This is a genomic window from Actinacidiphila sp. bgisy160 (assembly GCF_057707815.1).
In genome coordinates this window covers 51,680-78,281 of record NZ_JBYIQW010000002.1, presented here as the reverse complement: position 1 = coordinate 78,281, position 26,602 = coordinate 51,680, and the positions used below count along the sequence as shown (strand labels likewise).

Genomic DNA, 26,602 nt, shown 5'->3' with positions numbered 1-26,602 from the left:
GCGAGGCGACGGGGGCCGGACGGCTCAGAAACCGCGGGTTCGCTTGGCCGCCGCGCGGCGTCGTGCCTGGTCGGCCCCACCGGGCAGCTTGATGAACAACCGCGCGATCTCGCCTCCCAGGTTCACCCCGATGGCCACGGCGAGCGCGAGCGCCGCCGCCTTCGTCAGCGAGGCGAATCCCTGGTCCAGGTGACCGCGGGTCAGCCCGAGGAGCCCGAAGTACGTCGCGGAACCCGGCAGCAGCGGGCCGATGGCGGCCGTGACGTACGGCAGCGCGGAGGCCCGGCGGTAGCGGGAGAGCACCTGGCCGAAGAGGCCCACCAGACCGGCGGCGACGGCGGTGGCCGCGACCGGCGACATGCCGATGCCGATCCGCTCCTGGTGCAGCGCCGCGTAGACCGTCCAGGCGACACCGCCGTTGAGGGCGGCGATCACCAGCACGCCGCGCTCGCACTGCAGCAGCACGGCGAAGGCGAGGCTCAGCACCATCGCGGCCACCAGTTGCACCGGCGGGTTCTCGTAGGCCCGGAAGGCCTTGTCGGGGTCAAGTCCGGCGCCCAGGCTGACCCCGGCGTAGAGGACCAGCGTCACGCCGACGACGATGCCGGTGAAGAGGTACATCACCTCCAGCAGGCGCGCGGAGGCGGTGATGTAGAAGCCGGTCAGGCCGTCCTGGACGGCCGCCACCAGGGCCCTTCCCGGGATCAGCGCGAAGAGCCCACCGGTGATGACCGCGGAGGCCTGCAGGGTGCTCGTACCGGGCAGGTGCTGGCCGAACCGGGCGACCAGCACCCCCATCACGGCGGCGGGCATCGCCGCGGCGACGAACTGGTAGAACTCCGGCAGCCCGCGGCCGGCGCACACCCAGGCCAGCCGGTCGCCCAGCATCGCGCCGAGCGCGGCGATCGCGAACACCAGCGGACCGCCGCCGCCGACCAGCATGCTCGCGGCGCCCGCGAGGAGCCCGGCCGCCGCGGTCAGCAGCCGGCCCGGGTACGGGTGCCGGTTGCGGCGGATCCCGGCGAGCCGCCGGTAGGCGTCCTCCAGGGTGAGGTCGGCCGCGGTGATGTCGTTGATCAGCCGGAAGACGGCCGCGAGACGGGTGTAGTCGGTGGCCCGTCGGCGCACCGTGCGGTTGGCGGTGACCGGCGCGTCCACCAGCGAGGGCTGGTACGAGATGCCCAGCAGGGTGAACGTCACGGTCGGCTCGACCCGTCCGAGCCCGTAGGCGTGGGCAACGCCGAGCATGGCGGCCTCGACGTCCTCCGCGCCCTCGCCGCCGGCGAGCAGCAACTCACCGATGCGCAGCGTCAGGTCGAGCACGCGCGGGACCGGTGGGCCGCCCTCCGCCTCCGGCCGCCGGGCGGGCTGCTCGGGGGCCGGGCGCTCGCCGACGGGCATGCGCAGCATCGTGCGCATCCGGTCGGGCCACGGGGTCTCCTTGGAGAGGCTGATGACCGGAACGCCCTCGGGGGGCGTGAAGGCCGGGTGGGCCAGCTGCGGGGAGGTCCGGGTCTCCGGGCGGGCGAAGGCGGAGCCCTGCGGCTCGGGCCTGGGCAGTTCCACGCCCAGGGGCGGTGTGAACTCCGAGCCGCCGGCCGGCTGCTCGGGCTCCTCGGGGTGCGCCACGGGGATCCTCCTTTCGGTACGTGACCGCGTACGGGTGCGGGTGTGCCAGGGGGGAGGGTGCGGGCACCCTCCCCCCTGGCACAGCGGAACGACTGCCCACTCCCTCCGTCGGCTAACGGCGGTTCGCGCGGTGCCGCCCGCCCGGACCCCGCTGGAGCGGGGGCTGGCCGGCGTCGGCTTCGGCTTCGGCGTGGGTCGCGGGCAGCGGCCCGGCCTTCCTGGACGCCGCGCGGGCGCGCAGGAACTCGATCGCGATCGGGACGACCGACAGGAGCACGATGCCGACGAGGATCAGCTCGATGTGCCGGTGGACGAAACCGATCTGGCCCAGCCAGTAGCCGAGCAGCGTGACACCGACACCCCACAGCAGGCCGCCGATGATGTTGTACGTCACGAAGACGCGGTAGTTCATGCGGCTGACGCCGGCGATGACCGGAGTGAAGGTCCGCACGATCGGCACGAAGCGGGCGAGCACGATCGACTTGGCGCCGTGCCGCTCGAAGAACTCGTGGGCCTTCTCGACGTTCTCCTGCTTGAAGAGCCTGGAGTCCGGACGCCGGAACAGCGAGGGCCCGACCTTGCGGCCGAAGAGGTAGCCCACCTGGTCGCCGGCGACGGCCGCGATCCAGACCAGCAGGCACACCGACCAGACCGGCCAGTCCAGCCGGCCGCCCGCGACCAGCAGGCCGCCGGTGAAGAGCAGGGAGTCACCCGGCAGGAAGAAACCGATGAGCAGACCCGACTCGGCGAAGACGATCGCCAGCAGGCCGATCAGGCCCGCGGACGAGATGAGGTAATCGGGGTCGAGCCATTGCGGGCCCAGGGCGAGAGTCGTCACGCGCCAAAAGTATCAACGTGGTCGTGACCGAACCGTTCCCAGCCCGGCAACGCTCGGCTACGGTCCTCCCAAGCGTTTCACCGTGCACCACCGCAAGTCGCCCGTCACTCCTGAATCATCACGATCCGGCGGAACCCACATGACTCGCGCCATCTCCCTGCACGACGTCTCGAAGACCTACGGCCGCGGCGTACGCGCCGTGGACCGCTTCTGCCTGGACATCGCCCCCGGCGAGTTCCTGGTGCTGCTCGGCCCCTCCGGGTGCGGCAAGTCCACGGTCCTGCGCATGATCGCGGGCCTGGAGGACATCACCTCCGGCGAACTGCTCCTGGACGGCGAATACGCCAACGACCTGGCACCGGGCGACCGCAAGATGGCCATGGTCTTCCAGAACTTCGCCCTCTACCCGAGCATGACCAGCCGGGAGAACATCGGCTTCCCGCTGCGCTTCGAGAGGCCCGGGCAGGACACCGGCCCCCGGGTCACCGAGACCGCGCGGACCCTGGGCATCGAGGACATCCTCGACCGCTACCCGGGCCAGCTCTCCGGCGGCGAGCGGCAGCGGGTCGCGATGGGCCGGGCCATCTCGCGGCACCCTTCCGTCTTCCTGATGGACGAGCCGCTGTCCAACCTCGACGCCAAGCTCCGCTCGCACCTGCGCGCCGAGATCGCCCGGCTGACCCGCGGCATGGGCGTGACGACGGTGTACGTCACCCACGACCAGGCCGAGGCGATGTCGCTGGGCGACCGCGTGGCGATCATGCGCAACGGCGTGCTGCAGCAGGTGAGCCCCCCGCGCGAGGCGTACCACCTGCCGCAGAACGTCTTCGTGGCCGCCTTCATCGGCACCCCGCGGATCAACCTCGTGGAGGCGACCGTGGTGGCCCCGCTGGACGGTGCGATGTGGATCGACCTCGGACGGCAGCGGCTGGTCCTCCCCCAGCCGCTGAGCAGGGACCACCAGATGCTCCGTATCCAGCAGGGCCGGCCGGTCATCGTCGGCCTGCGCTCGGAGGCCGTGCGCATCGACCGGCCGAGCAGCGCGCGGCCCGGCGAGGTGGTGCTGAGCGGTGTGGTGGAGCACGTGGAGTACCAGGGCCACGAGTCGCTGGTGCACCTCGGCACCGGCGCCCGACCGGCCGTCGTGCCCGAACTGGAGTCCGCCCGTCCGGGCACCGCGCGGCAGCGCTCCCGGGCTGCGGCCCGGCAGGGCGGCCCGGCCGGCCTCGGCCGGCTGGTGCAGAAGGCCGCGACGCGGGTCTCCGGCGCGGGCCAGACAGCCGTGCTGGACCCTCCGGTCCAGCGGCCGGAGGCCGAGCGGCCCGCCACCGGGGGCGGCGACCTGGTCGTCCGCACCGGGCCCGACCTGCGGCTCCGCCCCGGCCAGCACGTGCCGCTGCTGGTCGACATCGCCCACCTGTACGTCTTCGACCACGCGGGCCACCGGATCTGCCCGGCCCCGGACCGCGCACCGCACCTGGAGTACTGAGGCTGCGACCGGCGGCGGACGGGACGACGATGCCGGTATGGGTCTCGACGAGTACGGCGGCGGACAGTCGCCCCAGTCCGCCGTCCTGGTGGTCACCACGAACGACGTGCCGGGCTACCGGGTGGAACGGGTGATCGGTGAGGTCTTCGGCCTCACCGTGCGCTCCCGCCATCTGGGCAGCCAGATCGGCGCGGGCCTGAAATCCCTGGTCGGCGGCGAGCTGAAGGGGCTCACCAAGACCCTGGCCCAGACCCGCACCCAGGCGATGGAGCGGCTGGTGGAGCAGGCGCAGTCGCGCGGCGCCAACGCGGTGCTGATGATGCGCTTCGACGTCAGCGAGGCCGCCGACGTCGGCACCGAGGTGTGCGCCTACGGCACGGCCGCGGTGATCACGCCCCGGCACGCCTAGCGTTGGCCATGATCGCGTCGTGAACGTACCGGGCGGTGCCCGGCGCGATCGACTCGTAGTAGGCGTTGAATCGCGGATCGGCCAGGTACATCTCGGCGAGACCGGTGTGGATCTCGTACGAGCAGTCGTAGTAGTGGTCCACGATGAAGCGCCGGTGCTCCTCGGCCAGGTCCATCGCGGCCTCACCGTCCGCCGGGGCGCCGGTCTCACGGAGCGCGACCAGCCGGGCGCCCCAGTCCTCCTGCTCGGCCTTGATCCGCAGCCAGTCCTCCTTGGTGTAGGAGGCGGCGCGGCGTTGCGACTGCTCGTACGCCTCGGTGTCGCCCCAGCGCTCCCGGGTCTCCTCGGCGTGCCGGTCGGGGTCGTAGTCCCCGAACACCTCGAACTTCTCCTCGGGCGTGAGGTTGATGCCCATTGTGCGTGCCTCCATGGCTCGTTGGACGGCGTCGGCCATCTCCGTCAGCTTCCCGATCCGCGCGGTCAGCAGCTCGTGCTGGCGCCGCAGGTGCTCCCGCGGGTCCGCGTTCGGGTCGTCGAGGAGGACCGCCACCTGGTCCAGGGGAAAGCCGAGCTCCCGGTAGAACAGGATCTGCTGCAGCCGGTCGAGGTCGGCGTCGCTGTAGCGCCGGTGGCCCGCGTGGCTGCGGGCGCTGGGCGAGAGCAGCCCGATCTCGTCGTAGTGGTGCAGCGTGCGGACGGTCACGCCGGCGAAACCCGCCACCTGCCCGACCGGGTAGCCCGTGCTCGTGTTCATGACCACACCCTCCGGCCTCACGCCACGTGAGGTGCAAGTGCCATATTGATGCGCATGCTGGGAATCACCGACCTGCCGACGTATCTGCTGGGCACCGTACTGATCGTGCTGCTGCCGGGGCCGAACTCGCTGTACACGCTCTCCGTCGCGGCACGCCGCGGCGTCCGGACGGCGTACCGCGCGGCCCTGGGCGTCTTCCTCGGCGACACCGTCCTGATGACCGCCTCCGCGGCGGGCGTGGCCGGGCTGCTCCAGGCCAACGCCGTGCTGTTCGGCGTCGTGAAGTACGCGGGCGCCGGCTACCTGGCGTGGATCGCCTTCGGCATGGCGCGGGCCGCCCGGGACATGTGGCGGTCCAGGGGCGCCGAGCCGGTGGCGACGGCGGCCGCGGCGGAGGCGGTGGCGGACGCCGAGCGGCCGTTCCGGCGGGCGCTGGTGATCAGCCTGCTCAACCCCAAGGCGATCCTCTTCTTCATCTCCTTCTTCGTGCAGTTCGTGGACCCCGGCTACGCCCACCCGGCGCTGTCCTTCCTGGCGCTGGGCGCCATCGCCCAGGTCTTCAGCTTCAGCTACCTGACGCTGCTGATCTTCGGCGGAACCCACCTGGCCGCCCAGTTCCGCCGCCGCAGGCGCCTGGCGGCGGGACTGACCTCGGGCGCCGCGGCCCTGTTCCTGGGCTTCGCGGCGAAGCTGTCGATGTCCTCGGCGGGCTGACCGGCCCCTGGCCCCGGCCGGCAGCCGCCGACCTGCCGATGACCGGTTTCACACGTATCGTTACGGTATGCCACTGCACAAAGGTGCCGAGGGCCTGCCCAAGCTCGCCGTGAACCCCTTCTACGCCGGGGCCGACCCGGTCGCCGGGATGCGCGCGGCGCCCCCCAAGCACCGGCTCCCCGACGGCCCCATGGCGCCCGCCACGGCGTACCAGCTGGTCCACGACGAGCTGATGCTCGACGGCAACGCCCGGCTCAACCTGGCCACCTTCGTCACCACGTGGATGGAGCCCGAGGCCGGGGTGCTGATGGGCGAGTGCCTCGACAAGAACATGATCGACAAGGACGAGTACCCGCGCACCGCCGAACTGGAGCGGCGCTGCGTGTCGATGCTCGCCGACCTGTGGCACGCGCCCGACCCGGAGAGCGCCGTCGGCTGCTCCACCACGGGCTCCTCCGAGGCCTGCATGCTCGCCGGGATGGCCCTCAAGCGCCGCTGGACGAGGCGTACCGGCGACGGCGCCCGCGCATCACTCGCACGCCGCCTGACGAGGCGCGCCGGCGCCCGCCACCCGGGCACCGGCCGCCCGAACCTGGTCATGGGCGCCAACGTGCAGGTCTGCTGGGAGAAGTTCTGCAACTTCTGGGAGGTCGAGCCGCGCCTGGTGCCGATGAGGGGCGACCGGCTGCACCTGGAGGCGGACACCGCCGTCGCGCTGTGCGACGAGAACACCATCGGGGTGGTGGCCGTCCTCGGCTCGACCTTCGACGGCTCCTACGAACCCGTGGCCGAGATCTGCGCCGCCCTCGACGCCCTGCAGGAGCGGACCGGGCTCGACATCCCCGTCCACGTCGACGGCGCCTCCGGGGCCATGATCGCCCCCTTCCTCGACGAGGACCTGGTCTGGGACTTCCGGCTGCCCCGCGTGGTCTCGATCAACACCTCCGGCCACAAGTACGGGCTGGTCTACCCCGGCGTCGGCTGGGCGCTGTGGCGGGACGCCGAGGCGCTGCCCGAGGAGCTCGTCTTCCGGGTCAACTACCTCGGCGGCGACATGCCGACCTTCGCCCTGAACTTCTCCCGGCCGGGCGCCCAGGTCGTCGCCCAGTACTACACCTTCCTGAGGCTGGGGCGGGACGGCTACCGCACCGTCCAGCAGACCGCCCGGGACGTGGCCACCTACCTCGCCTCGCGGATCGAGGAGTTCGGTGACTTCCGGCTGATCACCCGCGGTGACCAGCTGCCGGTCTTCGCCTTCACCACCGCCGACCACGTCACCGCCTACGACGTCTTCGACGTCTCCCGGCGGATGCGCGAGCGCGGCTGGCTGGTGCCCGCCTACACCTACCCGCCGGACCGCGAGGACCTGGCGGTGCTGCGCATCGTGGTCCGCAACGGCTTCTCCGAGGACCTCGCCGACCTCTTCCTCGCCGACCTGGAGCGCCACCTCCCCCAGTTGCGGGCCCAGGACCACCCGCTCCACCCACCCGGCGAGGCGCCCACCGCCTTCCACCACTGAGCGGCGCGGGGCGGGGCACACACACCCCATGGGGGAGGGCGAACAGACCAGGGGCACCGTCTTCATCGCCCTCGCCGCGAACCTGGCGATCTCCGTGGCGAAGGCGGTCGGCGGACCGCTCACCACGTCACCGGCGCTGCGGTCGGAGGCGCACACTCGCGGCCGGCACGCTCAAGCACACACTGGCCGGGGAGTTGCCCGAACTGGACCAGATCTTCCTCCACGTCACCGGCGCCTCCGACGAGGACCGGCGCACGGCGCACCGGCTGCGGCGGTCGCTGCGCGCGAGGCGGCCGAGGGCGGGGGCGGGGGCTGACCGGTCGCCCGGCCCGCCCCCCGCCCGCGTGCGTTGGGCTGCCTTGACGCTCAGCGGGCGATCCGCACCCCGTGCCGGGCGAGCCACGGCAGCGGGGCCACCGACGAGCCCATCTGCGGCGTGACGCGGACCTCGAAGTGCAGGTGCGGACCTGTGGAGTTGCCGGAGTTGCCGGACCTGCCGATCCGCTCGCCCGCACGGACCCGCTGCCCGGCGACGACCTCCAGGACGGACAGATGAGCGTAGTGCGTGCAGTAGCCGTCGTCGTGCCGGACCACGATCTGGTTGCCGAAGCCGTCACCGCACGCGGCCACCACCACCGTGCCGTCGCCCACCGCGCGGACCGGGGTGCCCGGCGGCACGGCGAAGTCCTGGCCGGTGTGGCGGTGCGCCCAGTGCGCGCCCGAGGCGTCGTAGCCGGCGGTCAGCGTGTAGTGCGTCACCGGACGCACCCAGTGCGGGGCGCCCTGCCGGTGGGCGGCGGCGGACGACCGGGACGGGGCCGGGGGGAGGTCGTGGGGGCAGTCCACCGAGAGGCCCTCGTGGGCCATGAGCGCCAGGTCCCGGGCGGACAACTGGGCCCGGGCGCGCAGCAGCCGCGCCTCGATGCGACGGCGGAGCACGTCCTGGCGGCGCGCCTCGCGGGCCAGCGCCGCCAGCGTCCGGCCGACGGCCTCGGTGTCCGCCGCCAGCCGGCGCTCGGCCAGCATCCGCTCGGCCAGCAGCGCCGCCTGCGCGTGGTCGCCCTGCCGGGCCAGCGTCGCGCCCTCCAGCATCCGGTCGGGCCGCCCGGTCAGCAGCAGCCGTGCCGAGGGTCCCAGCCCGCCGTTGCGGTACTCGCTGCGCGCCATCGCCCCGATCCGGTCCCGCAGCGCCTCCAGCCGTCGCCGCTCCACCGCCGCGGCCCGGTGCAGCAGCCGCAGGTCGGCGCGCTTGCGGCGGACCGCCCGCTCCGTGTCCTCGTACGCCCGCACCGCACGGGCCGCCTGCGCGTACAGCCGCTCCACCCGGGCCGACGGCCCGGGGCGCGGCCCGGGGCGCTCGCCGGCCACCGCCGGCGAGGCGGTCAGCAGCAGGCAGAGGGCCACGGCCGCCGTCGTCCATCGCATCGCCCGATCCTTTCGGGCCGCTCACCGGGGTGCCCGGACGACACGCCCCGCCGGCCGACGGCCACCCGGCGGGGTGACCGCATCCGGGCGTGCGCACGGCGGGGGACCGCCCGATCATGGGAACGGGCGCACTCGGCGGACAGGAGGGTGACCGGGTGAGCGGTGACGGTGAGCCCGGCGGCTGGTCACCGCTGGACCGCATGGTCCTGCGGCAGGTGCTGGACGGCACCCCCGCGGGCGTGGGCATCTACGACCGGCAGCTGCGCTACGTCTACGTCAATCCCGCCCTCGCCCGGATGAACGGCCTGCCCGCCAAGGCGCACCTCGGCCGCCGGATCACCGAGGTCCTGCCGGACCTGGACGACGCCGGGGAGGAGGCGCTGCGCCAGGTCCTGTCCGACGGCAAGTCGCGCGAGGTGCCCTCCAGCGGCCGTACGCACGCCGAGTCCGAGCTGGGCCGGCGCTACTGGCAGGGCGCGTACCACCGGCTGGACGCGGCGGACGGCACGGTGCTCGGCCTGGTCGGGATCATGTTGGAGGTCAGCGCCTCCCGCCAGCACCAGCAAGGGCTGGAGCGCGCCCGGGAGCGACTGGCGATCCTGGACCGCGCCGCCACCCTCATCGGCACCACGCTGGAGATGGACGAGACCTGTGCCGAACTCGCCGGGTTCCTCGTGCCGCTGCTCGCCGACATCGCCACCGTCGAGGTCTTCCCCGCCGAGCACTCCACCCCCTGCAACCGCGGCGTACTGCGGCTGCGCCGGGCCGCCATGGCGGCGCTGCCCAACCTGCGCGAGCAGGCCAAGGCGTTCGGCGAGCCCGGCGAGTACGTGGAGTACCTGCCGGGCACGACCATCCCGCGCTGCCTGCGGTCCGGCAGCCCGGTGCTGCAGAACCTCTTCGACGAGGAGGCCCTGGGCCACGGCGGGCAGGCCCGCGAACGCATGGCCGCCTTCCGCTCGGTGGGCATCCACTCGGCGCTGGTCGTGCCGCTGGCGGCGCGCGGCGAGCCCATCGGCACGGTGACCCTGGTCCGCCGCGGCGAATCCCCGGGGTTCACCGAGCGGGACACCGAGATCGTCCAGGACGTCGTCCGGCGGGCCGCGATCTACCTCGACAACGCCCGCCGCTACACCCACGAGCACGGCATCGCCCTGGAGTTGCAGCGTGCCCTGATGTCCGAGCCGGGCTCCCCGCACCCGTCCGTGGAGGCCGCGTTCCGCTACCATCCGGCCGGCAGCACCGCGCTGGTGGGCGGCGACTGGTACGACGCCGTACGGCTGTCCCGCGGGCGCACCCTGCTGGCCATGGGCGACGTCATGGGGCACGGGGTGGAGGCCTCGGTCGACATGAGCCAGTACCGCTCGATGCTGCGCTTCGTGGCCGCGGCCGGCCTGCCGCCGCACCGTATCCTGCGCCGGCTGGACACCCTCGTCTCGGAGGCCGAATCGGGCCGTCCGGCGAGCTGCCTGCTGGCCCTTGTCGACCCGGTGCGCAACACGTGCACCTTCTCCAGCGCCGGTCACCTGCCGCCCGCGGTCATCCGGCCGGACGGCACGGTCCGCATCGTCGACGTCCCGGTCGGCCCGCCGCTGGGCACCGGGCACGGGGGCTACGAGCCCGTCGCGGCCTCCTGCCAGCCCGGTGACGTCCTGCTGCTGTACACCGACGGCCTCGTGGAGCGGCGCGGGGAGGACATCGACGCCTCGCTCGACCGGCTCGCCGGGTTGCGCCTGCACTCCGAGGGTGATCTGGGCGGACTGGTCGACCGGGTGCTGACACTCCTGGTCGTGGAGCCGGCGGACGACGACATCGCGGTCCTCGCGGCACGGATCATCCGCTAGTCACATCAACCGCCCGGCGTACCACAACAGGCACATTTCGACTTGCGCCCGCACGATGATCAGACGGGCCGCCGCAGGGGCGGTCCCGGGAACCGGCCCCTCGGGGAGGATCTGCCGTGACCGTCAGTCTGGCGCATCTGCGTCGTTGCTCCGTTGCCGTCGACCTCGGGGCGTCGCGCACCCGTGTCTACCTCAAGCACCAGGGACTCGTCGTGGACGAGCCGAGCGTCGCCGCCGTCAACGCGCACAGCGGTGCCCTCATCGCGGTCGGCTCGCTCGCCGAGAAGATGACCGGCCGCACGCCGGAGCACATCCGCGTGGTCCGGCCCATCCAGGCCGGGATGGTCGTCGACATCGAGATGGCCCAGCGCATGCTCCGCCACCTGCTGGGCGGTCAGCTCCGCAAGGCCTGGCGGCGCAAACCGATGCTCCGGGCGGCCGTCTGCACCCCCAACGGCAGCGGCCCGCTGGCCCAGCGGGCCGCCGTCGAGACGATGTACGGCCTCGGTTCGCGCCGGGTCGAGCTCGTGGATTCCGTCATCGCGGCCGCCATCGGGTGCGGACTGCCGGTCGAGGAACCCGAAGCGACGATGATCATGCTCGCCGGGGCCGGCACCACGCAGATCGCGGTCATGTCGATGGGCTCGATCGTCGCCGCGGAGACCATCGCGGTGGGTGGCGACGCGATCGACCACGCCGTCGTCCAGCACCTGCGCAACACGCACGAACTCGTGCTGCCCAGCCAGTCGGTGCGGCCGCTGCACGAGATCCTCTCCGCGCCCGGTCCCATCGCGCCCAGCGCCGAGGTCCAGGGGCGGGACGTCGCCAGCGGGATCGCCCGTACGGTCCGCGTCGACACCGAGGCGGTGCGGCAGGCGATCCGGATGCCCATGGCGACGCTGGTCGACGGGATCGGCCAGGTGCTCCGGCGGTGCCCGCCGGACCTGGTCGCCGACCTCACCGACCGCGGCATCATGCTCGCGGGCGGCAGCGCGCTGCTGCCGGGCCTGGACATGATGCTCCGTCAGGCCACCGGGATGCCGGTCACGATCGCGGACCGGCCCGACGTCTGCGCGGTGCGCGGGCTCGGCGCGATGATGGAGGGCCACCCCGTCCCGATGCCGCTCGACCCCCTGTCCGTGTAGGCCCCGGCCGGGATCGGACGTCCAGGACGAGACGGTAGCCGGCCGCTCCCCGCGCCCGCGCCAGAACGGAGAGCGCGCGGTGGCTCGGCCGGGACGGGGAGCACCTCCCCGTCCCGGCCGAGCTGCGTCCCGGCGGCGGTACCGTCCCTGGCAGCGCCGGGATCAGCGCCGGCGGACCGCGGAAGCAGACCTCCGTGGCCGCGTCCCGCCGGCGGGGGCCGCCGGCCTCCTCGCCGGGGCAGGCCGTCGCGGTCCCAGTGCTCGTCACGGGGCCTGCGGACGAGGTGTCCGGGCTCGGCGGTCACGCCGCGGTCCTTGCCTTCTCGACGCGTTCGACGAGGCGGGCGGGACTTCGCGTGCGCGGGCACCGCCGACGGCGCGCTCGCGCAACGGGGTGCGGGCCCTGGGCGCCGAGGGCCCGGCCCGGCCGTAGCAGCACGGCGGCCCGGACGGCCTCGCCGTCCGCCTCCCGCCGTGCCGCCGGGTGCGGACCGAAGAAGGGCCCGTACGCGAAGGAGCCGCCGGCCGCGCTCGCGCCCCACATCAACCGCGGGGTCATCCACCACGGGACCGAGACCGACCTGCTGCGCGACCTGTGCCGCGCCCGCCAAGCCCGCCCGGGAGAGGGGGCGTTGCCCGACTGAGATCCATCCGCAACGGCATCGATGCCACCCGCCCGCGGGCTCCTGCGTCACAGTCGCAGAAGGCGCAGGGGGCGCCCCGGGGGAGGCAGGTGACGGTGATGCGACGGATCACGGCGGTGGTGCTGGCGGCGGTGGCAGCCGGAGCGGTCCTGACGGGTTGCAGCGCGAGCGGCGACCGGGGGCACACCAGCGACGCGCGGCCCGGACCGGTGCGGGGCGCGGACGCCCCCGAGGGCACCGAGTGGAACGGCGGCGGCACCGACGCGCAGGACCAGGGCCTGCAGCGGGCGCCGGACGCCGCACAGTTGTCGACATTCGCGCTGGACGTGGACACCGCCTCGTACGGCTATGCCAAACGGCGGCTCGACCAGGGCTCGCTGCCCTCCCCCGCGGACGTGCGCCACGAGGAGTTCGTCAACAGTTTCCGTCAGGACTACCCCGCCCCCAGGGGCGACGGCTTCTCCGTCACCGTCGACGGCGCCCGCATCGGCGACGAGGAGGGCTGGTCCCTGATGCGGGTCGGCCTCGCCACCCGCCCCGCGGACGAGGGGAACAGGCCCCCGGCCGTGCTCACCTTCGTCGTGGACGTCTCCGGCTCCATGGGTGATCCCGGCCGGCTCGACCTTGTCCAGAAGGCGCTCCGCGCCGCGATCGGCGAGCTGCGGGACGACGACTCCCTCGCCGTCGTGACCTTCAGCGACCGCGCGAGGGTCGCCCTGCCGGCGACCCGCCTCGGCGCCGGGGGCGCCCGGCGGCACGCCCTGTCCGTGGTCGACCGGCTCGCGCCGGAGGACTCCACCAACCTGGAGGCGGGCCTGCGCACCGGCTACGACGTGGCCCTGGAGAGCGCCCGGCGCGGGGCCACCAACCGGGTCGTCCTGCTCTCCGACGCCCTCGCCAACACCGGGGAGACCGACCCCGACGCCCTCCTGGAACGGATCGACCGGGCCCGCTCACGGCACGGCATCGCGCTCTTCGGGGTCGGCGTCGGCAGCGAGTACGGCGACGACCTGATGGAGCGGCTGGTCGACAAGGGCGACGGCCACACCTCGTACGTCTCCACGCCGGCCGAGGCCCGCGCCCTGTTCGTGGACCAGTTGCCCGTCAACATCGGCCTGCGCGCCCGCGACGCCAAGGCCCAGGTCTCCTTCGACCCGCGCACCGTCGAGCGCTACCGCCTGATCGGCTTCGAGGACCGTGCCGTCGCCGACGAGGACTTCCGCGACGACCGGGTCGACGGCGGCGAGATCGGCCCCGGCCACACCGTCACCGCGCTCTACGCCGTACGGCTGAAGGCGGGCGCCCGGGGCCACGTCGCCACAGCCACCGTTCGCTGGCTCGACCCGCACGACCGCTCCCCGCACGAGGCCGCCGGCGCCGTCGAGGCGGACCGGCTCGCCGGCCGCCTGTGGGGCTCCGGCACCTCCCCGAGGCTCCGGGTGGACGCGGTCGCCGCCTACTTCGCCGACGCGCTGCGCACCTACGACACGGGCGAGGAGCAGCTGCCCGGCGCCCCCGGGCTCGCCGTGCTCGGCGACCGTGCGCACGCGCTGGCCGCGACCACCGAGGACCCGGCGGTGCGCGACCTGGCGGAAGCCGTGGACAGCGCGTACGCGCTGCGCGCGGGCTGATGGAGTATCAGTGGAGCATGGCAGAAGAGAAAGAACCCGAGCCCGAGCTCGACGCCCGCTACAGCAGCACCGGCGCGGCCCCCACGACCTGGCACGACGCCCGCGGGCAACTGGCCGGGGCCGAGATCTACTGGCTGACCACCGTCCGCCCGGACGGCCGCCCCCACGTCACCCCGCTCATCGGGGTCTGGCTGGACGACGCCCTGCACTTCTGCACCGGCGCCGACGAGCGCAAGGCCAAGAACCTCGCCCACAACCGCCGCGTCGTCCTGACCACCGGCAACAACGCGCTGGGCGAAGGCCTGGACGTGGTCCTCGAGGGCAAGGCGGGCCGGGTCCGCAGCGAGAACCAACTGCGCCGGATCGCCGCGGCGTACGGGGCCAAGTACGGATCGGAATGGCAGTTCGAGGTACGCGACCAGGTCTTCGTCGGCGGCGGCCATGAGGCCCTGGTGTACGAGGTGGAACCCACCGTGGCCTTCGCCTACGCCCGCGGCACCACCTACAGCCAGACCCGCTGGCTGTTCTAGGTGCCCGGGCCGGGACGCGGCCCGGGTGCGTCTGCGGCCTGCCGTCGTGTGCCGGTTCGTCTCGCGCCCCCGAAGGGCGCGAGACGGCAGGACGGCCGAAGCACCGGCGCGGTCCACGTGACCGGACGGCGCCAAGGGCTGACGGCGCCATCACTCGCGGAGACGCCTGGACGGGCCGGCCGGGCCGTGGAAGGCCGCGCGGTCGGCGGCGGCGGTACCGCGGGCCCAGCCCTCGTGGTCGCGGCCTTTGAGGCGCTGGGTGCGGGTGTCGGGGAACATCGCGTCGGCGGCGCGGCCGACGGCGACCTCGCGGGCCGCCAGCGCGGGGAGCACCTCCGTGGCCCCGGCCCCGGCGGCCCGCGCGGCTTCCTCCGTCGCGTCGCGGGAGGCGGCGGCCAGGCGCTCGCCGATCCGGCCCGCGTAGGCGATGAGGAAGGACTCCCGGAAGTCCCGTGACAGGTCACCGCCCCTACCGCCCTTGCGTCGCGGGCGGCGCGCGGCGGGTCCCGGGGTGCCGCCGCCGCGCATGGCCGCCTCGGCCTGCACCAGCAGGGAGGTGTACAGCACCTCCACGGCCTCCAGGTCGGCCTCCCAGCCCACCACCGTCGAGAAGCCGAACTCCGCCGACCACACGGCACGGCAGCGGTTCGCCGCCGCGACCGCGTCGAGCAGCAGCGCCTTCGGCGCCTCGTACGGACGCTCCACGCCGATCCGCCGCGCGCCGGGACCGGCGCCGCCCGGGGCCGTACCCGCCACCAGCGCCTCGTCCACGCTGTGCCGTGCCATAAGGTGCTGGGCCTTCGCGCTCAGCGCCTCCGCCTCCTCCGGGAAGGCCGTGGACTCCGCCTTCGCCAGCAGCGCCCTGATCCGCCGCAGCATCGGATGCCCCGTACCGCCGGGCGCCGCGCCCGCGGGCGCGGCCGGCGGCGTGATCCCGGGCAGCCGCCCCAGCAGGCGGACGAGCTCCAGCACGGCCGTCGCCACGGTGAAGCGGTCCAGCCGCTCGGCCGCCCCGTACGCCGCCAGGAGGCCCGCCGGGTCACCGCCGGCGTCCGCCGTCAGGCGCCCGGCGAGCCGCACGTGCTCCGGTCGCAGTTCGCGGCGCACCATGCGCAGCAGGTCCGCGTCCTCCCAGCCGCGCGTCCGGCACCCCCGCAGTAGCCGGCCCACCGCGGTCACCACCGCCCGGCCGACCTCGTCCCATCCGGCCTCCGCCGCCGCCATGGCCGACGCCCCGGCGTCCAGCGCCGTCTCGACATCCCCCTCCGGCGCCCCCAGGGCGCCGGCGAACGCCGCCTCGACCACCGTCATCGCATCTCGCACGCGGTTCAGGATCGCACCGACACGCCGCGTACGGAGCACGGTGCCCATCCGCCCAGGCGCAGCGGGCAAGGGGGGGCCAGGGGGGCCAGGGGGGTGGAGCCTTGAGCACCGACAGCGACTGGTGCCCCGCGCCCGGCACGGCGTCCTCTTCGAGCAAGCCGGCCCGGAGCGGACGTGACACGCGCGACGGCTCTCGGCCCGGCGCCGGCACCGCCGCGCCGGCCGTCGGCGGCAGGGCCGCGGGGGCGCTTCCGGTACGGGACGGGATCGCGCTGCCGCACGGGGAGGCGGCGGCCGGACTGCTGGTGGCGTACTTCGGCCTCAGGCTGCTCGTCGCGGCGCGGTCGCGGCTCGGCCGGCTGGTACGCGGGCCCCGGCCGCCGTCGCCACGCGCCCTGCTCGCGGCCTTCGCCGAGCGGGCCGCACCGTTGCCGGCGGGCCCGCCCCTGTTCGGCAGGGACGTCTACAGCTACCTGGCGCAGGGCGCGATGGTGAACGCGGGCATCGACGCCTGCACGCAAGGACCGGGCGTGCTCGGCGGCACGGCGGCGGCCGAGGTGCCGGCGATCTGGCGGAGCGTGCCGGCCTGCCCGGTGACCTGGGTGCACCACCTGATGTGGGTGGTCCCGGCGCCGGCGGCGCCGGCCGGCGAGGCGCTGCGGGTCCTGCTCTGCAGCAGCGTCGTGTGGCTGTGGCTGTGGCGGGGCGACCCCGGTACCGGCGGCCTGGGCGCCCTGGTGGGCGGCTGCGCCTACGTCTGGATCGGCCCGGGGCTGCTCGTGGCGCCCCGGCCCGGATGGCGTACCTGGGCGCGCCCGCGTCCGATCCTGGCTGACAGGGTGGAGGAGAGGGCGGGCTGACGGCCCGTCGGCCGTGCTGTCCGCCGAGCCCGAGGAGATCGACGCATGCGTGTGTCCCTGCGCCGGACGTTCGCCGCGGTGCTGCTGACCGCCGTCCCCGCGCTGGCCGCCCTCCCCGCCCCGGCGCCCGCGCAGGCGCATTCCCCCGTCGCCCTGGCACCCCTGCTCGGGGTGGGAGCGCCGAACTCCATCCCCGGCCGCTACATCGTCACCCTGTCCCCGCACAGCGACCCCTCCTCCGTCGCGAGCGCGGCCGGGGTCACCCCGGCCCACGTGTACGACGGCGTGATGCGGGGCTTCGCCGCCCCGCTCACCGGGCGGCAGTTGGCGCGGGTACGGGCCCTGCCCTCGGTGCGCGGCGTCGAGCAGGACACCACCGTCACCCTGCCCGCGGAGGACCGGATCCCACGGGCGATCAGCCGCCTGATGCCGGGCACCCCGGCACCGCCCGGCGGCACCGGCCGCTTCTGGGGCCTGGAGCGGGTGAACAACCGCGCCCCGGCCACCCACGGCTACACCGTCCGGGCGACCGGCGCCAAGGTCACCGCGTACATCATCGACAGCGGGATCGACTTCACCCACCCCGAGTTCGGCGGCCGCGCCAGGCCCGGCATCGACGAGATGGAGGACGACGACCGGAATGCCGCGGACTGCGCCGGCCACGGCACGCACGTCGCCGGCACGGTCGGCGGCGAGCACACCGGGGTCGCCCGGGGCGTCACGCTGGTCTCCGTGCGCGTGCTGGACTGCGAGGCGCGCGGCCCCAACTCCGGGATCATCGCCGGGATCAACTGGGTCGCCCGGCACGCGGTGAAACCCGCCGTGGCCAACATCTCGCTGGGCGGGCTCTACTCGCCGACGATGAACGAGAGCCTGGACGCGCTGGCCCGGTCCGGGGTCTTCCCGGTCGTCGCCGCCGGCAACGACGACGTCAGCTCCTGCGTCATCTCCCCGGCGAGCGCGACCGAGGCCTTCACCGTCGCCGCGACCGACCGGACGGACCACCGGGCGCCGTTCAGCAACTTCGGCAGCTGCGTCAACCTGAACGCGCCCGGGGTCGACATCGCCTCCGCCTTCCCCGGCGGGCTCTACGCGGTCATGAGCGGCACCTCGATGGCGGCCCCCCACGTCACCGGCATCGCCGCGCTCTACAAGGACACCTACGGGGACACCGGCTTCGAGGTGCTGAAGAAGTGGCTCCTCGACCACGCCACCCGGACCACGGCCGCCGAACCGTGGGGCACCCCGCCGCTGGTGGCCTTCACCGGGAACCTCTGAACGGCCCGAGCCGCCCATGCCGCTCGTACTCCCCCGTCAGGTGAGCTCGCGCGTGAAGTGCAGCGCCGTGATCGCCATGCGGCGTGCGTGGTAGAAGCGGTGCGCCCCGTGGTTGGCGACGCCCGCGTCCAGTTCGAGCCGCTCGCAGCCCGCCGCCCGGGCCCTGGCCTCCACCTCCGCGAGCAACCGCGTACCCACCCCGGCGCCGCGCGCGTCCAGCGCCGTGACCATGTCGTCGACGAGCAGCATCCGCCCCCTGCTGGTGGTCACCACCCGGTGCGTGGCCACCCCCAGATAACGCTCCCGCTCGTCCAGCGCCGCTGTGAAGACCACCCCCTGCGCGTACGCCTCGGCGGCGAAGGCCGCGAACCCGTCGGCGGTCAGTGCCGGTCTCAACGCCCTGATCAAGGGCCCGACTTCAGCGGTCATGGCCGGTTCACCAGGCTTCACGTCCACGAACGTCAGTTCCATGGCGTGATCCTAGGAGGCGCCGGCGCCCGCCGCCGTCCGGTACGGATCAACTCGCCCGGACGTTCAACGCGCCGAAGGGCCGGGCGAATGCGCGCCGCTGCGGGGCCGGCGACACGGCACACTCCCACCCGGTCCTCGCAGGACCCTAGGGCGTGCCGTCACATGAGCGCCGGCCGCCCGGAGGGCGGGCCCCGCGGTGTCTGGTGCGGTGCATCGCAAGGCGGAGAGTCGTCCTCGTAGTGGGCTACTCGGACGATTCGACAACGCAGCGAGGTGCCGTGCCAGGCGCCGCGGGGCAGGCGGGCATGTGACGGCACGCCCTAGGCCTCGGCCCTCTCGCGGACCTCGACCACCATCGGCAACCGGTCGGGATGCGGCACGGCCGCGGTGACCTCCCGGGCCGTGTGGCCGGGAGCCGGGCGCAGCCGCCGCCGGCTGAGCACCGTGGCCAGAGAGATGATCATCTGCGTCCAGGCGAAGGAATCCCCGATGCACTTGCGGGTCCCCGCGCCGAACGGGACGAACGCCCCCCGCGGCAGGTCCGCGCTGCGCTCCGGCAGCCACCGGTCCGGGTCGAAACGCTCCGGGTCGGGGAACACGCGACGGTCCCGGTGCAGGGCGTAGAGGCTGAAGGCGACCTCGGTGCCGGCGGGCAGCGTCACCCCGCCGAGTTCGACGGGTTCCACGGCTCGGCGCATCAGCAGGGTGACACCGTGCAGCCGGACCACTTCGTTGATGACCCGCGGCAGATACTCGTAGGCGGGTACGTGCTCCAGCGCGACCGGGCCGGAACCCGAGACCGCCGCGATCTCGGCCAGCAGCCGCTCCTCGACCTCGGGGTGCCGTGCGATCTCATGGAACGCCCAGGTGAGGGTGGTCGCCGTGTTCTCCGCACCGGCGAAGAGGATCGTGCTGAGCTCATCCCTGACCTCCACGTCCGTCAGGGCCTCACCGGTGTCCGCGTCACGCGCCGCGAGCAGCGTCGACAGCAGGTCGGGCCGGTCGGTGTCACCGGACTCGCGGGCCGCCACGACGACGTCGTCGATGACCCGCAGGAGTTTGTCCGCCGCGGCGTCGAAACGGCGGTTGGCCGGGATGGGAACCCGGTCGAGGAACTTGGGTGAGGCGGTGCGCAGCAGCAGGGTGTTGACGATGACCGGCAGGTGCACCCGTATGGCGTCGACCGCGGGCTTGCCGATGTCCGTCGAGAACATCGTCCCCGCCAGCGTGCTGACCACCATGGCGGCCATCTCCCGCTCGACGGCGACGGTGTCCCCCGGCCGCCACGAGTCGGCCGCCGCCCGTGCCTGGGCCGCCATGACCTCGGCGTATCCGGCGATGCGGGACCGGTGGAACATCGGCTGCATCAACCGGCGGTGCCGGCGGTGGGTGTCTCCCCCGGCCGTGACCAGCCCCTCACCCACCAGGACCTTCAGCCGGTCGAAGAACCGCCCCTTCTCGAAGCTGCGTCCTTTGGTGACGAGCAACTCGTGGACCAACGCGGGACTGTTCACGAAGTAGACCGGCATCGTGCCCACGTCGACCCGGACGAGGTCACCGGTGTCCCGGAGCGACGTGACAAAGCCGAGGGCATTGCGCGCCAGCGGCCAGACGTGGCCGATGAGCGGTAGCCGGCCGGGGGCGCGCGGAACCGAGCGCAAGTCTGCATTCACCCCGAGAACTCCTCTTCTTTCGCGGAATCTAGGCCGTGCGCTGTGCCACCGGGTGTATGAAGGAGTCGACTGTCGTCGCCTGGGTGAACTCGTGTGGCGGACGGGACGGGTCCCGCTCGGGAAGCAGGTCCCACCACCACGCGATCGCCGGGATGTCCAGCGGATCCAGACTGTCGTCGCTGGGTGTGTCGCAGAAGGTCGAGGGGAGGTTCGCCGGATCATCGGGTGTGGTGTAGCGGACCGAGCTGACGCCCCAGTCCTGGGCCCCGCGTATGAAGTGGCCGAGGCTGTCGAGGAACTGGCGAAGCTGGGGGCTGCCGAAGATCCTCAGATGTTCCGAGACCCGGAGGAAGAGGTTCATCACGCGATCACGCTGTGCGATGACCAGGGTGAGGGCCTTGTCCTGCGGAAGACCCCGCTCCTCGGCGAGCACCCGCACCGCGTTCAGGTAGAAGCCGCCGGCGCGCTTCTCCTTGTGATGCGAGAAGATGTCGTTGTCCCAGCAGATGATGAAGTACGCCATCTCGGCCGTGGCGCGTACCGCGGTGAGGTCCCGCTCCAGCGGCTGGAGCTCGTAACCGTGCCCCATCTCCAGCAGCGGCATCATCACGGACGTGGCGCCGTCGTAGATCCGCATGAGCGTGTAGTCGTTCAGGTCCGGTACGGTGCCGCGGCTCCTGAAGGACGCCTCCCACACGACGGAGGAGAAGTACTCCCGCAGCGCGTCGACCCAGCGGGCGACCTGGCCGGGAGTGCCGTACACATCCATGCGGTAGCGGAGGTCCCGCAGTCCCTGCGCCAGCGGATCGTCCGCCAGCATGGAGACCTCGGGGTTCTGGGCGATGCGCAGCAGGCGGGAGAGCGCTCCCATGAGTTCGCCCGGCCGGGTCCCGATGTCGCCTTCCTCACAGTAGCCGTCGTCAACGCCGAAGAGCCAGATGATGAAGTCCGCGGCGATGGAGATGACTTCCTCGCGGCCGCCCGGGAGGATGCGGGCCGCGAAGGTGCCGATGTCGTGCTGGACGAGGCGGCTGCGAAGTGCGGCGGAGCCGATGGCGAACTGGTCTGCCCACTCGGCGGTCCGCGCGTCGATGGCGGCGTGGCTGGGATGAATGGCCGGACTGAGTGGAGAGTAGATCGGTGGAACTATCAGGTCGGGCCCCACTGACGGTCACCTCTCAGTTGTCAACCCTCTGACCACCAGCAGTTTCGCCTGGCACATGCCGAAGCGGAACACGAGTGGATCATTTACAGCGACCATTACTCCGGCATATGGCCAAGCAGTCAAGTGGCTAAATCTCGCCATGTGAAAGCTAGTTGGCCCACGCCGCGCTTGCGCCGGGTGTGCGCCGTGTGCGCGGACGGCGCACGCTCGCGCCGCGACCAGGCGGGAAGGGCCCTCCCGATACACAGAGGCGCACGGCGGGCGCACGGGCGCATATGCCCGTGCGCCCGCCGTGCGCGGGTCACAGAATGAGACGCTCGGGCTACGACCGCAGTCGGCTCCACAGAGCACTCCACCAAGACCGCCTGCGGGCCTGCTCCGGGGGCATCGGCGACGCGCCCACCTGTGCGACCGCGGCCGCGGAAGGCTGCGGCGCCGCCTGCGGCAGCGGCTGGGGGATCACTTCGCGCGGCGCCGGCCTCGCGCTGACCCCGGTGTCCTCCCCTTCTCGCGGACGGCGCGGGGTGAATTCCACGGGGAGTTCGGCGAGATGGTGCGAGGTCCACGCCGGGATCCGGGCGAGGTCCTCCGGCTCGACCATGAGCCGCAGGTCGGGAAGCCGGGCCAGCAGGACGTCGATGCCGGTCTCGGCGATCGCACGACCGATGTCCTGGCCCGGACATTCGTGCGGACCGCCGCCGAACGCGAGGTGGGACCGGTTGCCGTGCATCGGGGTCGCGAGGTCGGGACGGATGGCCGGGTCGGTGTTGCCCGCGGCGAGGCCCAGGAGGAGCATGTCCCCCTCCTCGATGCGCTGGCCTCCCAGTTCCATCGGGCCCGTGGCGTACCGGGCCGGCATCACCCACAGCGGTGGCTCGTCCCACAGCACCTGCTCCAGGCCGTCGGGCAGCGTCATGTGACCGCCCGACAGGTTGCCGCGGAACCGGGGATCGGTGAGCACCAGTTTCACCATGCCCGCGATCAGGTTCGCGGTGGTCTCGTTCGCGGCCACGAGCACCAGGCGCAGGTGCTGGATGACCTCGTCGTCGCTGAAACCGGCGGCGTCGTCGATGAGCCAGGACGCCAGATCGTGGCCCGAGTCGACGTGCTTCTCCGCCACCAGCCGGGTCAGCGACTCCAGGATGTGGACGTAGCTGGCGCCGGAGGTCTCGGTGCCCTTCATCAGGTCACGGCACGCCTCGGCGAGTCGCGGACCTTCCTCCTCGGGAAGTCCGAGCAGGTTCGTCATGACGAGCAGGGGCAACTGCTCGGCGAACTGGGGCACCAGGTCGGCACTGCCGGCAGCGGCGAACTCGTCGATCAGCTGGTTCGAGACCCGCGTCACGTGGCGGCGGATGCCGTGGCGGTTGAAGCGCCCCATACCGCGGCTGACCGCGCCGCGCAGTCGCTTCTGGTCCTCACCGTCGGCGAAGACGACCAGGGGCTGCCAGGTGATGGTGGGGGCGAGCGGATGCTCCGGCTTGAGCTCCCCGCGCTGGAAGACGCTCCAGCGCCGGGAATCGGAGGAGAACCGCGAAGGCGTGCGGAGCACCTCCAGGTTCTCCCGGTAGCCGAGCACCAGCCACGCCGGCAGATCGTCATGGAGCAGGACGGGGGCCACGGCTCCGTGCTCCGCCCGGAGCTTCTCGTAGACGCCCATCGGGTCGGCCTCGGCCTCGGGGTCGTAGAGCCGGCGTACGCCGGCGGCACCGGAGGCGTGGGCGGGGCACTCGGGGGGTGGTGTGGTCACGATGCCTCCGTGGAGAGCGCGAGGGAGTGCAGGTAGCGCATCAGGGTGAGCAGCACGTCGCGGCTGGAGTCCCGCATGCGGGCGTCGCAGTCCACGATCGGGACGTGCTCGGGCAGGTCCAGGGCGGCCCGCAGTTCCTCGACGGGGTGGGCGGGTGCCTCCGGGAAGGTGTTGATGGCCACCACGAAGGGCACCCCGCGCTCCTCCAGCCGCCCTATGACGTCGAAACTGACCTCGAGGCGCCTGGTGTCGACGAGCACGACCGCGCCCAGCGCCCCCTCGAAGAGCCCGTTCCAGAGGAACCAGAAACGCTGCTGGCCGGGGGTGCCGAAGAGGTACAGCACGAGTTCCCGGTTGATGCTGATCCGGCCGAAGTCCATGGCCACGGTGGTCGCGGTCTTGCGTTCCACCCCGGCGGTGTCGTCCACGCCGACACCCGCCTGGGTCATGGTCTCCTCGGTCGTCAACGGCCGGATCTCACTCACCGATCGGACCAGGGTCGTCTTGCCGACCCCGAAACCCCCCACGATCACTATCTTGACCGCGGCGGCGGCGGTTTCCGGCAGTGCGTCCTCGCTCCGCGGGCCGGCGACGACGAGGGGGTCAGAGCTTCTCAAGTCCATGCATCACCGCCTCAATAAGAGCGACGTCGGGAAGGTTGGCGGGCGGAATCGGCGAACGCGCCTCCACCCTTTTCTCGGCCAGCAGGTCGGTGAGGAGCACCGTCACCACGCTGACCGGGAGATTGAGGTACGCGGAGATCTCCGCCACGGAGAGGGGCGAACTGCACAGCCGCACGATCGCGGCCTGCTCCGGCGGCATCCCCGGCGGTGGTCCGGTGCGCGCCCGGACCAGCGTGACCAGGTCGAGGGTGGAAGTCTCGGACCCCCCACTCCGACCTCCCGTGATCACGTAGAGCCGCTCGGGGCTTCCTTCCTCCCATCCCTGACCCGATTCACTCATCCGGCCTGCTCGTCACTGCGCGGCGGACTGCTCAGGTGCTCGCCGATGCGCGCCACGAGGTCGCGCATCCGCTGCCCCATCAGTCCGGCGTCGACTCCCTCGTCCGCGAGCACGGCGAGGTACGCGCCGGCCCCGGCCGCCATCAGGTAGAAGAAGCCGCCCGACATCTCGATCACGACCAGCCTCATACGGCCGTCACCGTGCGGAAACTCGGTGGCGACGGCCGCCGCCAGGCTCTGCAGACCCGCACAGGCCGCGGCGAGCCGGTCGGCCGCGTCCGTGTCCGTACCCCACTGGGCCATGCGCAAGCCGTCCGCGGAGAGCACCACCACGTGGCGGGTCTGCGGAACGCTGGTCGCCAGGTCCTTGAGCATCCAGTCCATGTTGGCCCGCTGCTGAATCACGGCTACTCACCCTTATCTAACGACTCGTCACTGTTGCTGACGGGAGCGGCAGCGGGCGTCTCTCCTGACACGCCGCTCTGGAAGGCGGCCAACCACATGCCGGGCTGCACCGGCTCCTGGGCCGGTGGTTTGGCACGGGAAGCAGTGACGGAACCGGCAGCGGACGCAGAGCCCGCGGGAGCGGCCGCGGCGGGCGGGGTACGCCGACGCCGCTGGGGCAGCCCGTTCGAGGTGCGCTCGTGGACGACGGGGATGTCGTCCGCCATGTCGGCCATCACGGGGGCCGAGGCCTGGGGCCCCGAGATCCGCTTGGCGTCGGAACCGGAACCGGAAGCGGCGCCGGCGCGGGGCGCCGGGACGGACCGCGGACCGGAGGCGGCACCGATGCCGTGCGCCAGACCCGTCGCGTTCGTGGTGGTGGTGATCAGGTCCTGCGGGACGATCAGGACCGCGCGCACACCGCCGTAGGCGGAGGTCCGCAGCGAGACCTGGAATCCGTAGGCCTTCGACAGACGGCCCACGACGGCGAGGCCCAGGCGGGGCGTCTCACCGAGGCCGTTGAGGTCCATGCCTGCCTGCGCCTGGGCGAGCATCTGCTCGGCCCGCTGCCGGGCCTCCTCGCTCAGGCTGACGCCGCCGTCCTCGATCTCGATCGCGATGCCGGACTGCACCTCGACCGCGGTCAGGTGCACCCGGGTCTGCGGCGGGGAGTAACGGGTGGCGTTGTCGAGCAGTTCGGCGACCGCGTGGATCAGCGGCTCGACCGCGGGGCCGACGATCGCGACCTCGGAGACCGAGTGCAGCTCGACCCGCTGGTAGTCGGTGATCCGCGACATCGCGCCACGCAGCACGCTGAAGAGCGGGACGGCCTTGCTCCACTGGCGTCCGGGGCGGGCACCGCCGAGGACCGCGATGCTGTCGGCGAGACGGCCGATCAGGGCGGTGCCGTGGTCGAGGCGGAGCAGATCGCCGAAGACCTCCGGGCTCTGGCCGTGCCGGTCCTCCATCTCCCGCAGGGCACTCGCCTGCTGGTGGACGATGGCCTGCACGCGGCGCGCGATGTTCACGAAGGCGCGCTGCGAGGACTCCCGGATGTCCTCCTCGGCGGAAACGGCCGTGAGGACGGAGTGGAGAACGGCCTGGTGCGCGCTGCGGAACTCGGCGGTGAGGCCCTCGGTACGGGTGTCGACGCCCTTGAGCACGTCCTCGAGGAACTCACCGCGCTGGAGCCGCGCCATGGCGTCGGGCAACTGCTCCTTGGCGAGGCGTACGGTCTCGGCCTCCTGCTGGGCCAGCCGGTACTTCAGTTCGGCCTCGTGGCGGGCCACCTCGGCACGGAGTTCCGCGTTCAGGTGCCCTCGGCGGGCGACCTCGACGGCGAGGACGGCGACGGCCACCGTGGCGGTCACACCGCACCACAGGACGGCCACCCTGGCGGACGAGGGGACGGTCCAGACCGCGACGGTCGCGACCGCCGCGACTATGACGACCGGGAATAACCACGCGGACGTGGCGGTGGGCCGGTGGTCTCCGGGGGACGATCCAGCACGAACCATCAGCATCCTCAGGTGATCGCTAGTCATGGAACGAACACGGCACGAGCAGCGGATTGCGGCGTCAGCGGAGTCGAGGACCAGGAGGCTTCGCCTGACCTGGCGTAATTGCTACAACACGCTGAGCCGCAAGTAGCATAGCCGCTTCCGTTCATGGCTGATGCCGCATCACGATGCCCTTGGCACATGCCGATTGACGTATGGTTATCGGTTTCCACGCGTCGGCGCAAACCCCTCCCGGGCACTCCCTCACCATCTGTGCGCCCACGATTCGATCATGAGCAATGACCGATATAAACTGTTTGACCACGGATGGCTCGATCGGCGGCAACGCCGGTCCCCGTGTCCCGGGAGGCCCTCATGAGCGAGCAGGAACACGCTGGGCGGGCCGCTCCCGCGAGGACTCCGGAACCCCGCTTCCCCATGTCACTCGCCCCCCGCGGGGTGCGTACCGGGCCGGGACGCGGGAGGCGGCGGGCGGCGGGGACGGGTGTCGCGGAGGGCGGCGGGGCTCCATCAGAGCGGCTGGCTCCCCGGGCCGCCCCCGGGCGGGTCGGCGGGACCCCCGACGGCACGGCGGGAAGGCCCGGA

The 26,602-nt window shown here is 72.9% G+C and carries 23 protein-coding genes; 10 read left to right on the top strand and 13 right to left on the bottom strand.

Going from position 1 to position 26,602, the window contains the following annotated elements; all coding sequences use genetic code 11:
• Positions 1–24 precede the first annotated feature (24 nt).
• Together AC3EUJ_RS03000 and AC3EUJ_RS02995 are read right to left on the bottom strand one after the other, a co-directional pair.
• Positions 25–1,629 (bottom strand): threonine/serine exporter family protein, encoded by a 1,605-nt coding sequence (locus tag AC3EUJ_RS03000; protein ID WP_431959295.1) that lies wholly within the window; start codon positions 1,627–1,629, stop codon positions 25–27.
• A gap of 112 nt (positions 1,630–1,741) precedes the next feature.
• Positions 1,742–2,467 (bottom strand): DedA family protein, encoded by a 726-nt coding sequence (locus AC3EUJ_RS02995; protein ID WP_431959294.1) that lies wholly within the window; start codon positions 2,465–2,467, stop codon positions 1,742–1,744.
• 139 nt (positions 2,468–2,606) lie between these two features.
• On the opposite strand from AC3EUJ_RS02995, the gene AC3EUJ_RS02990 reads away from it, so the two are divergent.
• Together AC3EUJ_RS02990 and AC3EUJ_RS02985 are read left to right on the top strand one after the other, a co-directional pair.
• A complete protein-coding gene (locus tag AC3EUJ_RS02990; protein WP_431959293.1) occupies positions 2,607–3,956 on the top strand; it encodes an ABC transporter ATP-binding protein in 1,350 nt (449 codons plus the stop codon).
• Between the two features lie 37 nt (positions 3,957–3,993).
• Complete coding sequence (locus AC3EUJ_RS02985) at positions 3,994–4,365, top strand: YbjQ family protein (protein ID WP_431959292.1); 372 nt, start codon at positions 3,994–3,996, stop codon at positions 4,363–4,365.
• Here AC3EUJ_RS02985 and AC3EUJ_RS02980 read toward each other — a convergent pair.
• Positions 4,346–5,119, bottom strand: coding sequence for a MerR family transcriptional regulator (locus tag AC3EUJ_RS02980; protein WP_431959291.1), 774 nt, complete (start codon positions 5,117–5,119; stop codon positions 4,346–4,348). The genes AC3EUJ_RS02985 and AC3EUJ_RS02980 overlap by 20 nt on opposite strands.
• A gap of 54 nt (positions 5,120–5,173) precedes the next feature.
• On the opposite strand from AC3EUJ_RS02980, the gene leuE reads away from it, so the two are divergent.
• Together leuE and gad are read left to right on the top strand one after the other, a co-directional pair.
• On the top strand, positions 5,174–5,833 hold the full coding sequence (leuE, locus tag AC3EUJ_RS02975; protein WP_431959290.1) for a leucine efflux protein LeuE: 660 nt from the start codon (positions 5,174–5,176) through the stop codon (positions 5,831–5,833).
• A gap of 67 nt (positions 5,834–5,900) precedes the next feature.
• On the top strand, positions 5,901–7,352 hold the full coding sequence (gene gad / locus AC3EUJ_RS02970) for a glutamate decarboxylase (protein WP_431959289.1): 1,452 nt from the start codon (positions 5,901–5,903) through the stop codon (positions 7,350–7,352).
• A 366-nt stretch (positions 7,353–7,718) separates the two neighbouring features.
• On the opposite strand, the gene AC3EUJ_RS02965 is transcribed toward gad, so the two are convergent.
• The gene (locus tag AC3EUJ_RS02965; protein WP_431959288.1) at positions 7,719–8,777 is read right to left on the bottom strand and encodes a M23 family metallopeptidase; all 1,059 of its coding nucleotides are present in this window, start codon (positions 8,775–8,777) and stop codon (positions 7,719–7,721) included.
• Between the two features lie 155 nt (positions 8,778–8,932).
• Here AC3EUJ_RS02965 and AC3EUJ_RS02960 point away from each other — a divergent pair, with 155 nt between their 5' ends.
• The 4 genes from AC3EUJ_RS02960 to AC3EUJ_RS02945 all read left to right on the top strand — a co-directional run bounded on the left by AC3EUJ_RS02960 (position 8,933) and on the right by AC3EUJ_RS02945 (position 14,571).
• Entirely contained in the window at positions 8,933–10,621 is a 1,689-nt protein-coding gene (locus AC3EUJ_RS02960) for a SpoIIE family protein phosphatase (RefSeq protein WP_431959286.1), read from the top strand.
• 116 nt (positions 10,622–10,737) lie between these two features.
• Entirely contained in the window at positions 10,738–11,766 is a 1,029-nt protein-coding gene (gene mreB, locus AC3EUJ_RS02955) for a rod shape-determining protein (RefSeq protein WP_431959285.1), read from the top strand.
• Between the two features lie 742 nt (positions 11,767–12,508).
• Positions 12,509–14,041: a vWA domain-containing protein gene (locus tag AC3EUJ_RS02950; RefSeq protein ID WP_431959284.1), complete on the top strand. Its 1,533-nt coding sequence runs from the start codon at positions 12,509–12,511 to the stop codon at positions 14,039–14,041.
• Positions 14,042–14,058: 17 nt separating this feature from the next.
• A complete protein-coding gene (locus tag AC3EUJ_RS02945) occupies positions 14,059–14,571 on the top strand; it encodes a pyridoxamine 5'-phosphate oxidase family protein (RefSeq protein ID WP_431959283.1) in 513 nt (170 codons plus the stop codon).
• A gap of 150 nt (positions 14,572–14,721) precedes the next feature.
• Here AC3EUJ_RS02945 and AC3EUJ_RS02940 read toward each other — a convergent pair whose 3' ends face one another.
• A complete protein-coding gene (locus AC3EUJ_RS02940; protein WP_431959282.1) occupies positions 14,722–15,894 on the bottom strand; it encodes a DUF2786 domain-containing protein in 1,173 nt (390 codons plus the stop codon).
• Positions 15,895–15,995: 101 nt separating this feature from the next.
• On the opposite strand from AC3EUJ_RS02940, the gene AC3EUJ_RS02935 reads away from it, so the two are divergent.
• Both AC3EUJ_RS02935 and AC3EUJ_RS02930 read left to right on the top strand, forming a co-directional pair.
• Complete coding sequence (locus tag AC3EUJ_RS02935) at positions 15,996–16,754, top strand: MptA/MptB family glycosyltransferase (RefSeq protein WP_431959281.1); 759 nt, start codon at positions 15,996–15,998, stop codon at positions 16,752–16,754.
• Between the two features lie 45 nt (positions 16,755–16,799).
• Positions 16,800–18,032, top strand: a complete 1,233-nt coding sequence (locus AC3EUJ_RS02930; RefSeq protein WP_431959280.1) for a S8 family peptidase — start codon at positions 16,800–16,802, stop codon at positions 18,030–18,032.
• A gap of 36 nt (positions 18,033–18,068) precedes the next feature.
• On the opposite strand, the gene AC3EUJ_RS02925 is transcribed toward AC3EUJ_RS02930, so the two are convergent.
• The 8 genes from AC3EUJ_RS02925 to AC3EUJ_RS02890 all read right to left on the bottom strand — a co-directional run bounded on the left by AC3EUJ_RS02925 (position 18,069) and on the right by AC3EUJ_RS02890 (position 26,014).
• Complete coding sequence (locus AC3EUJ_RS02925; protein WP_431959279.1) at positions 18,069–18,503, bottom strand: GNAT family N-acetyltransferase; 435 nt, start codon at positions 18,501–18,503, stop codon at positions 18,069–18,071.
• Between the two features lie 320 nt (positions 18,504–18,823).
• Complete coding sequence (locus tag AC3EUJ_RS02920) at positions 18,824–20,176, bottom strand: cytochrome P450 (protein ID WP_431959278.1); 1,353 nt, start codon at positions 20,174–20,176, stop codon at positions 18,824–18,826.
• A gap of 28 nt (positions 20,177–20,204) precedes the next feature.
• Positions 20,205–21,341: a selina-4(15),7(11)-diene synthase gene (locus AC3EUJ_RS02915; RefSeq protein WP_431959277.1), complete on the bottom strand. Its 1,137-nt coding sequence runs from the start codon at positions 21,339–21,341 to the stop codon at positions 20,205–20,207.
• 322 nt (positions 21,342–21,663) lie between these two features.
• The gene (locus tag AC3EUJ_RS02910; protein WP_431959275.1) at positions 21,664–23,091 is read right to left on the bottom strand and encodes a cytochrome P450; all 1,428 of its coding nucleotides are present in this window, start codon (positions 23,089–23,091) and stop codon (positions 21,664–21,666) included.
• Entirely contained in the window at positions 23,088–23,714 is a 627-nt protein-coding gene (locus AC3EUJ_RS02905; protein ID WP_431959273.1) for a GTP-binding protein, read from the bottom strand. The genes AC3EUJ_RS02910 and AC3EUJ_RS02905 overlap by 4 nt, the downstream gene beginning before the upstream one ends.
• Entirely contained in the window at positions 23,695–24,054 is a 360-nt protein-coding gene (locus AC3EUJ_RS02900; RefSeq protein WP_089222571.1) for a DUF742 domain-containing protein, read from the bottom strand. Before AC3EUJ_RS02900 ends, AC3EUJ_RS02905 begins: the two co-directional genes overlap by 20 nt.
• On the bottom strand, positions 24,051–24,437 hold the full coding sequence (locus tag AC3EUJ_RS02895) for a roadblock/LC7 domain-containing protein (protein WP_431959592.1): 387 nt from the start codon (positions 24,435–24,437) through the stop codon (positions 24,051–24,053). The genes AC3EUJ_RS02900 and AC3EUJ_RS02895 overlap by 4 nt, the downstream gene beginning before the upstream one ends.
• A gap of 23 nt (positions 24,438–24,460) precedes the next feature.
• On the bottom strand, positions 24,461–26,014 hold the full coding sequence (locus AC3EUJ_RS02890; RefSeq protein WP_431959591.1) for a sensor histidine kinase: 1,554 nt from the start codon (positions 26,012–26,014) through the stop codon (positions 24,461–24,463).
• Between the last annotated feature and the right edge of the window lie 588 nt (positions 26,015–26,602).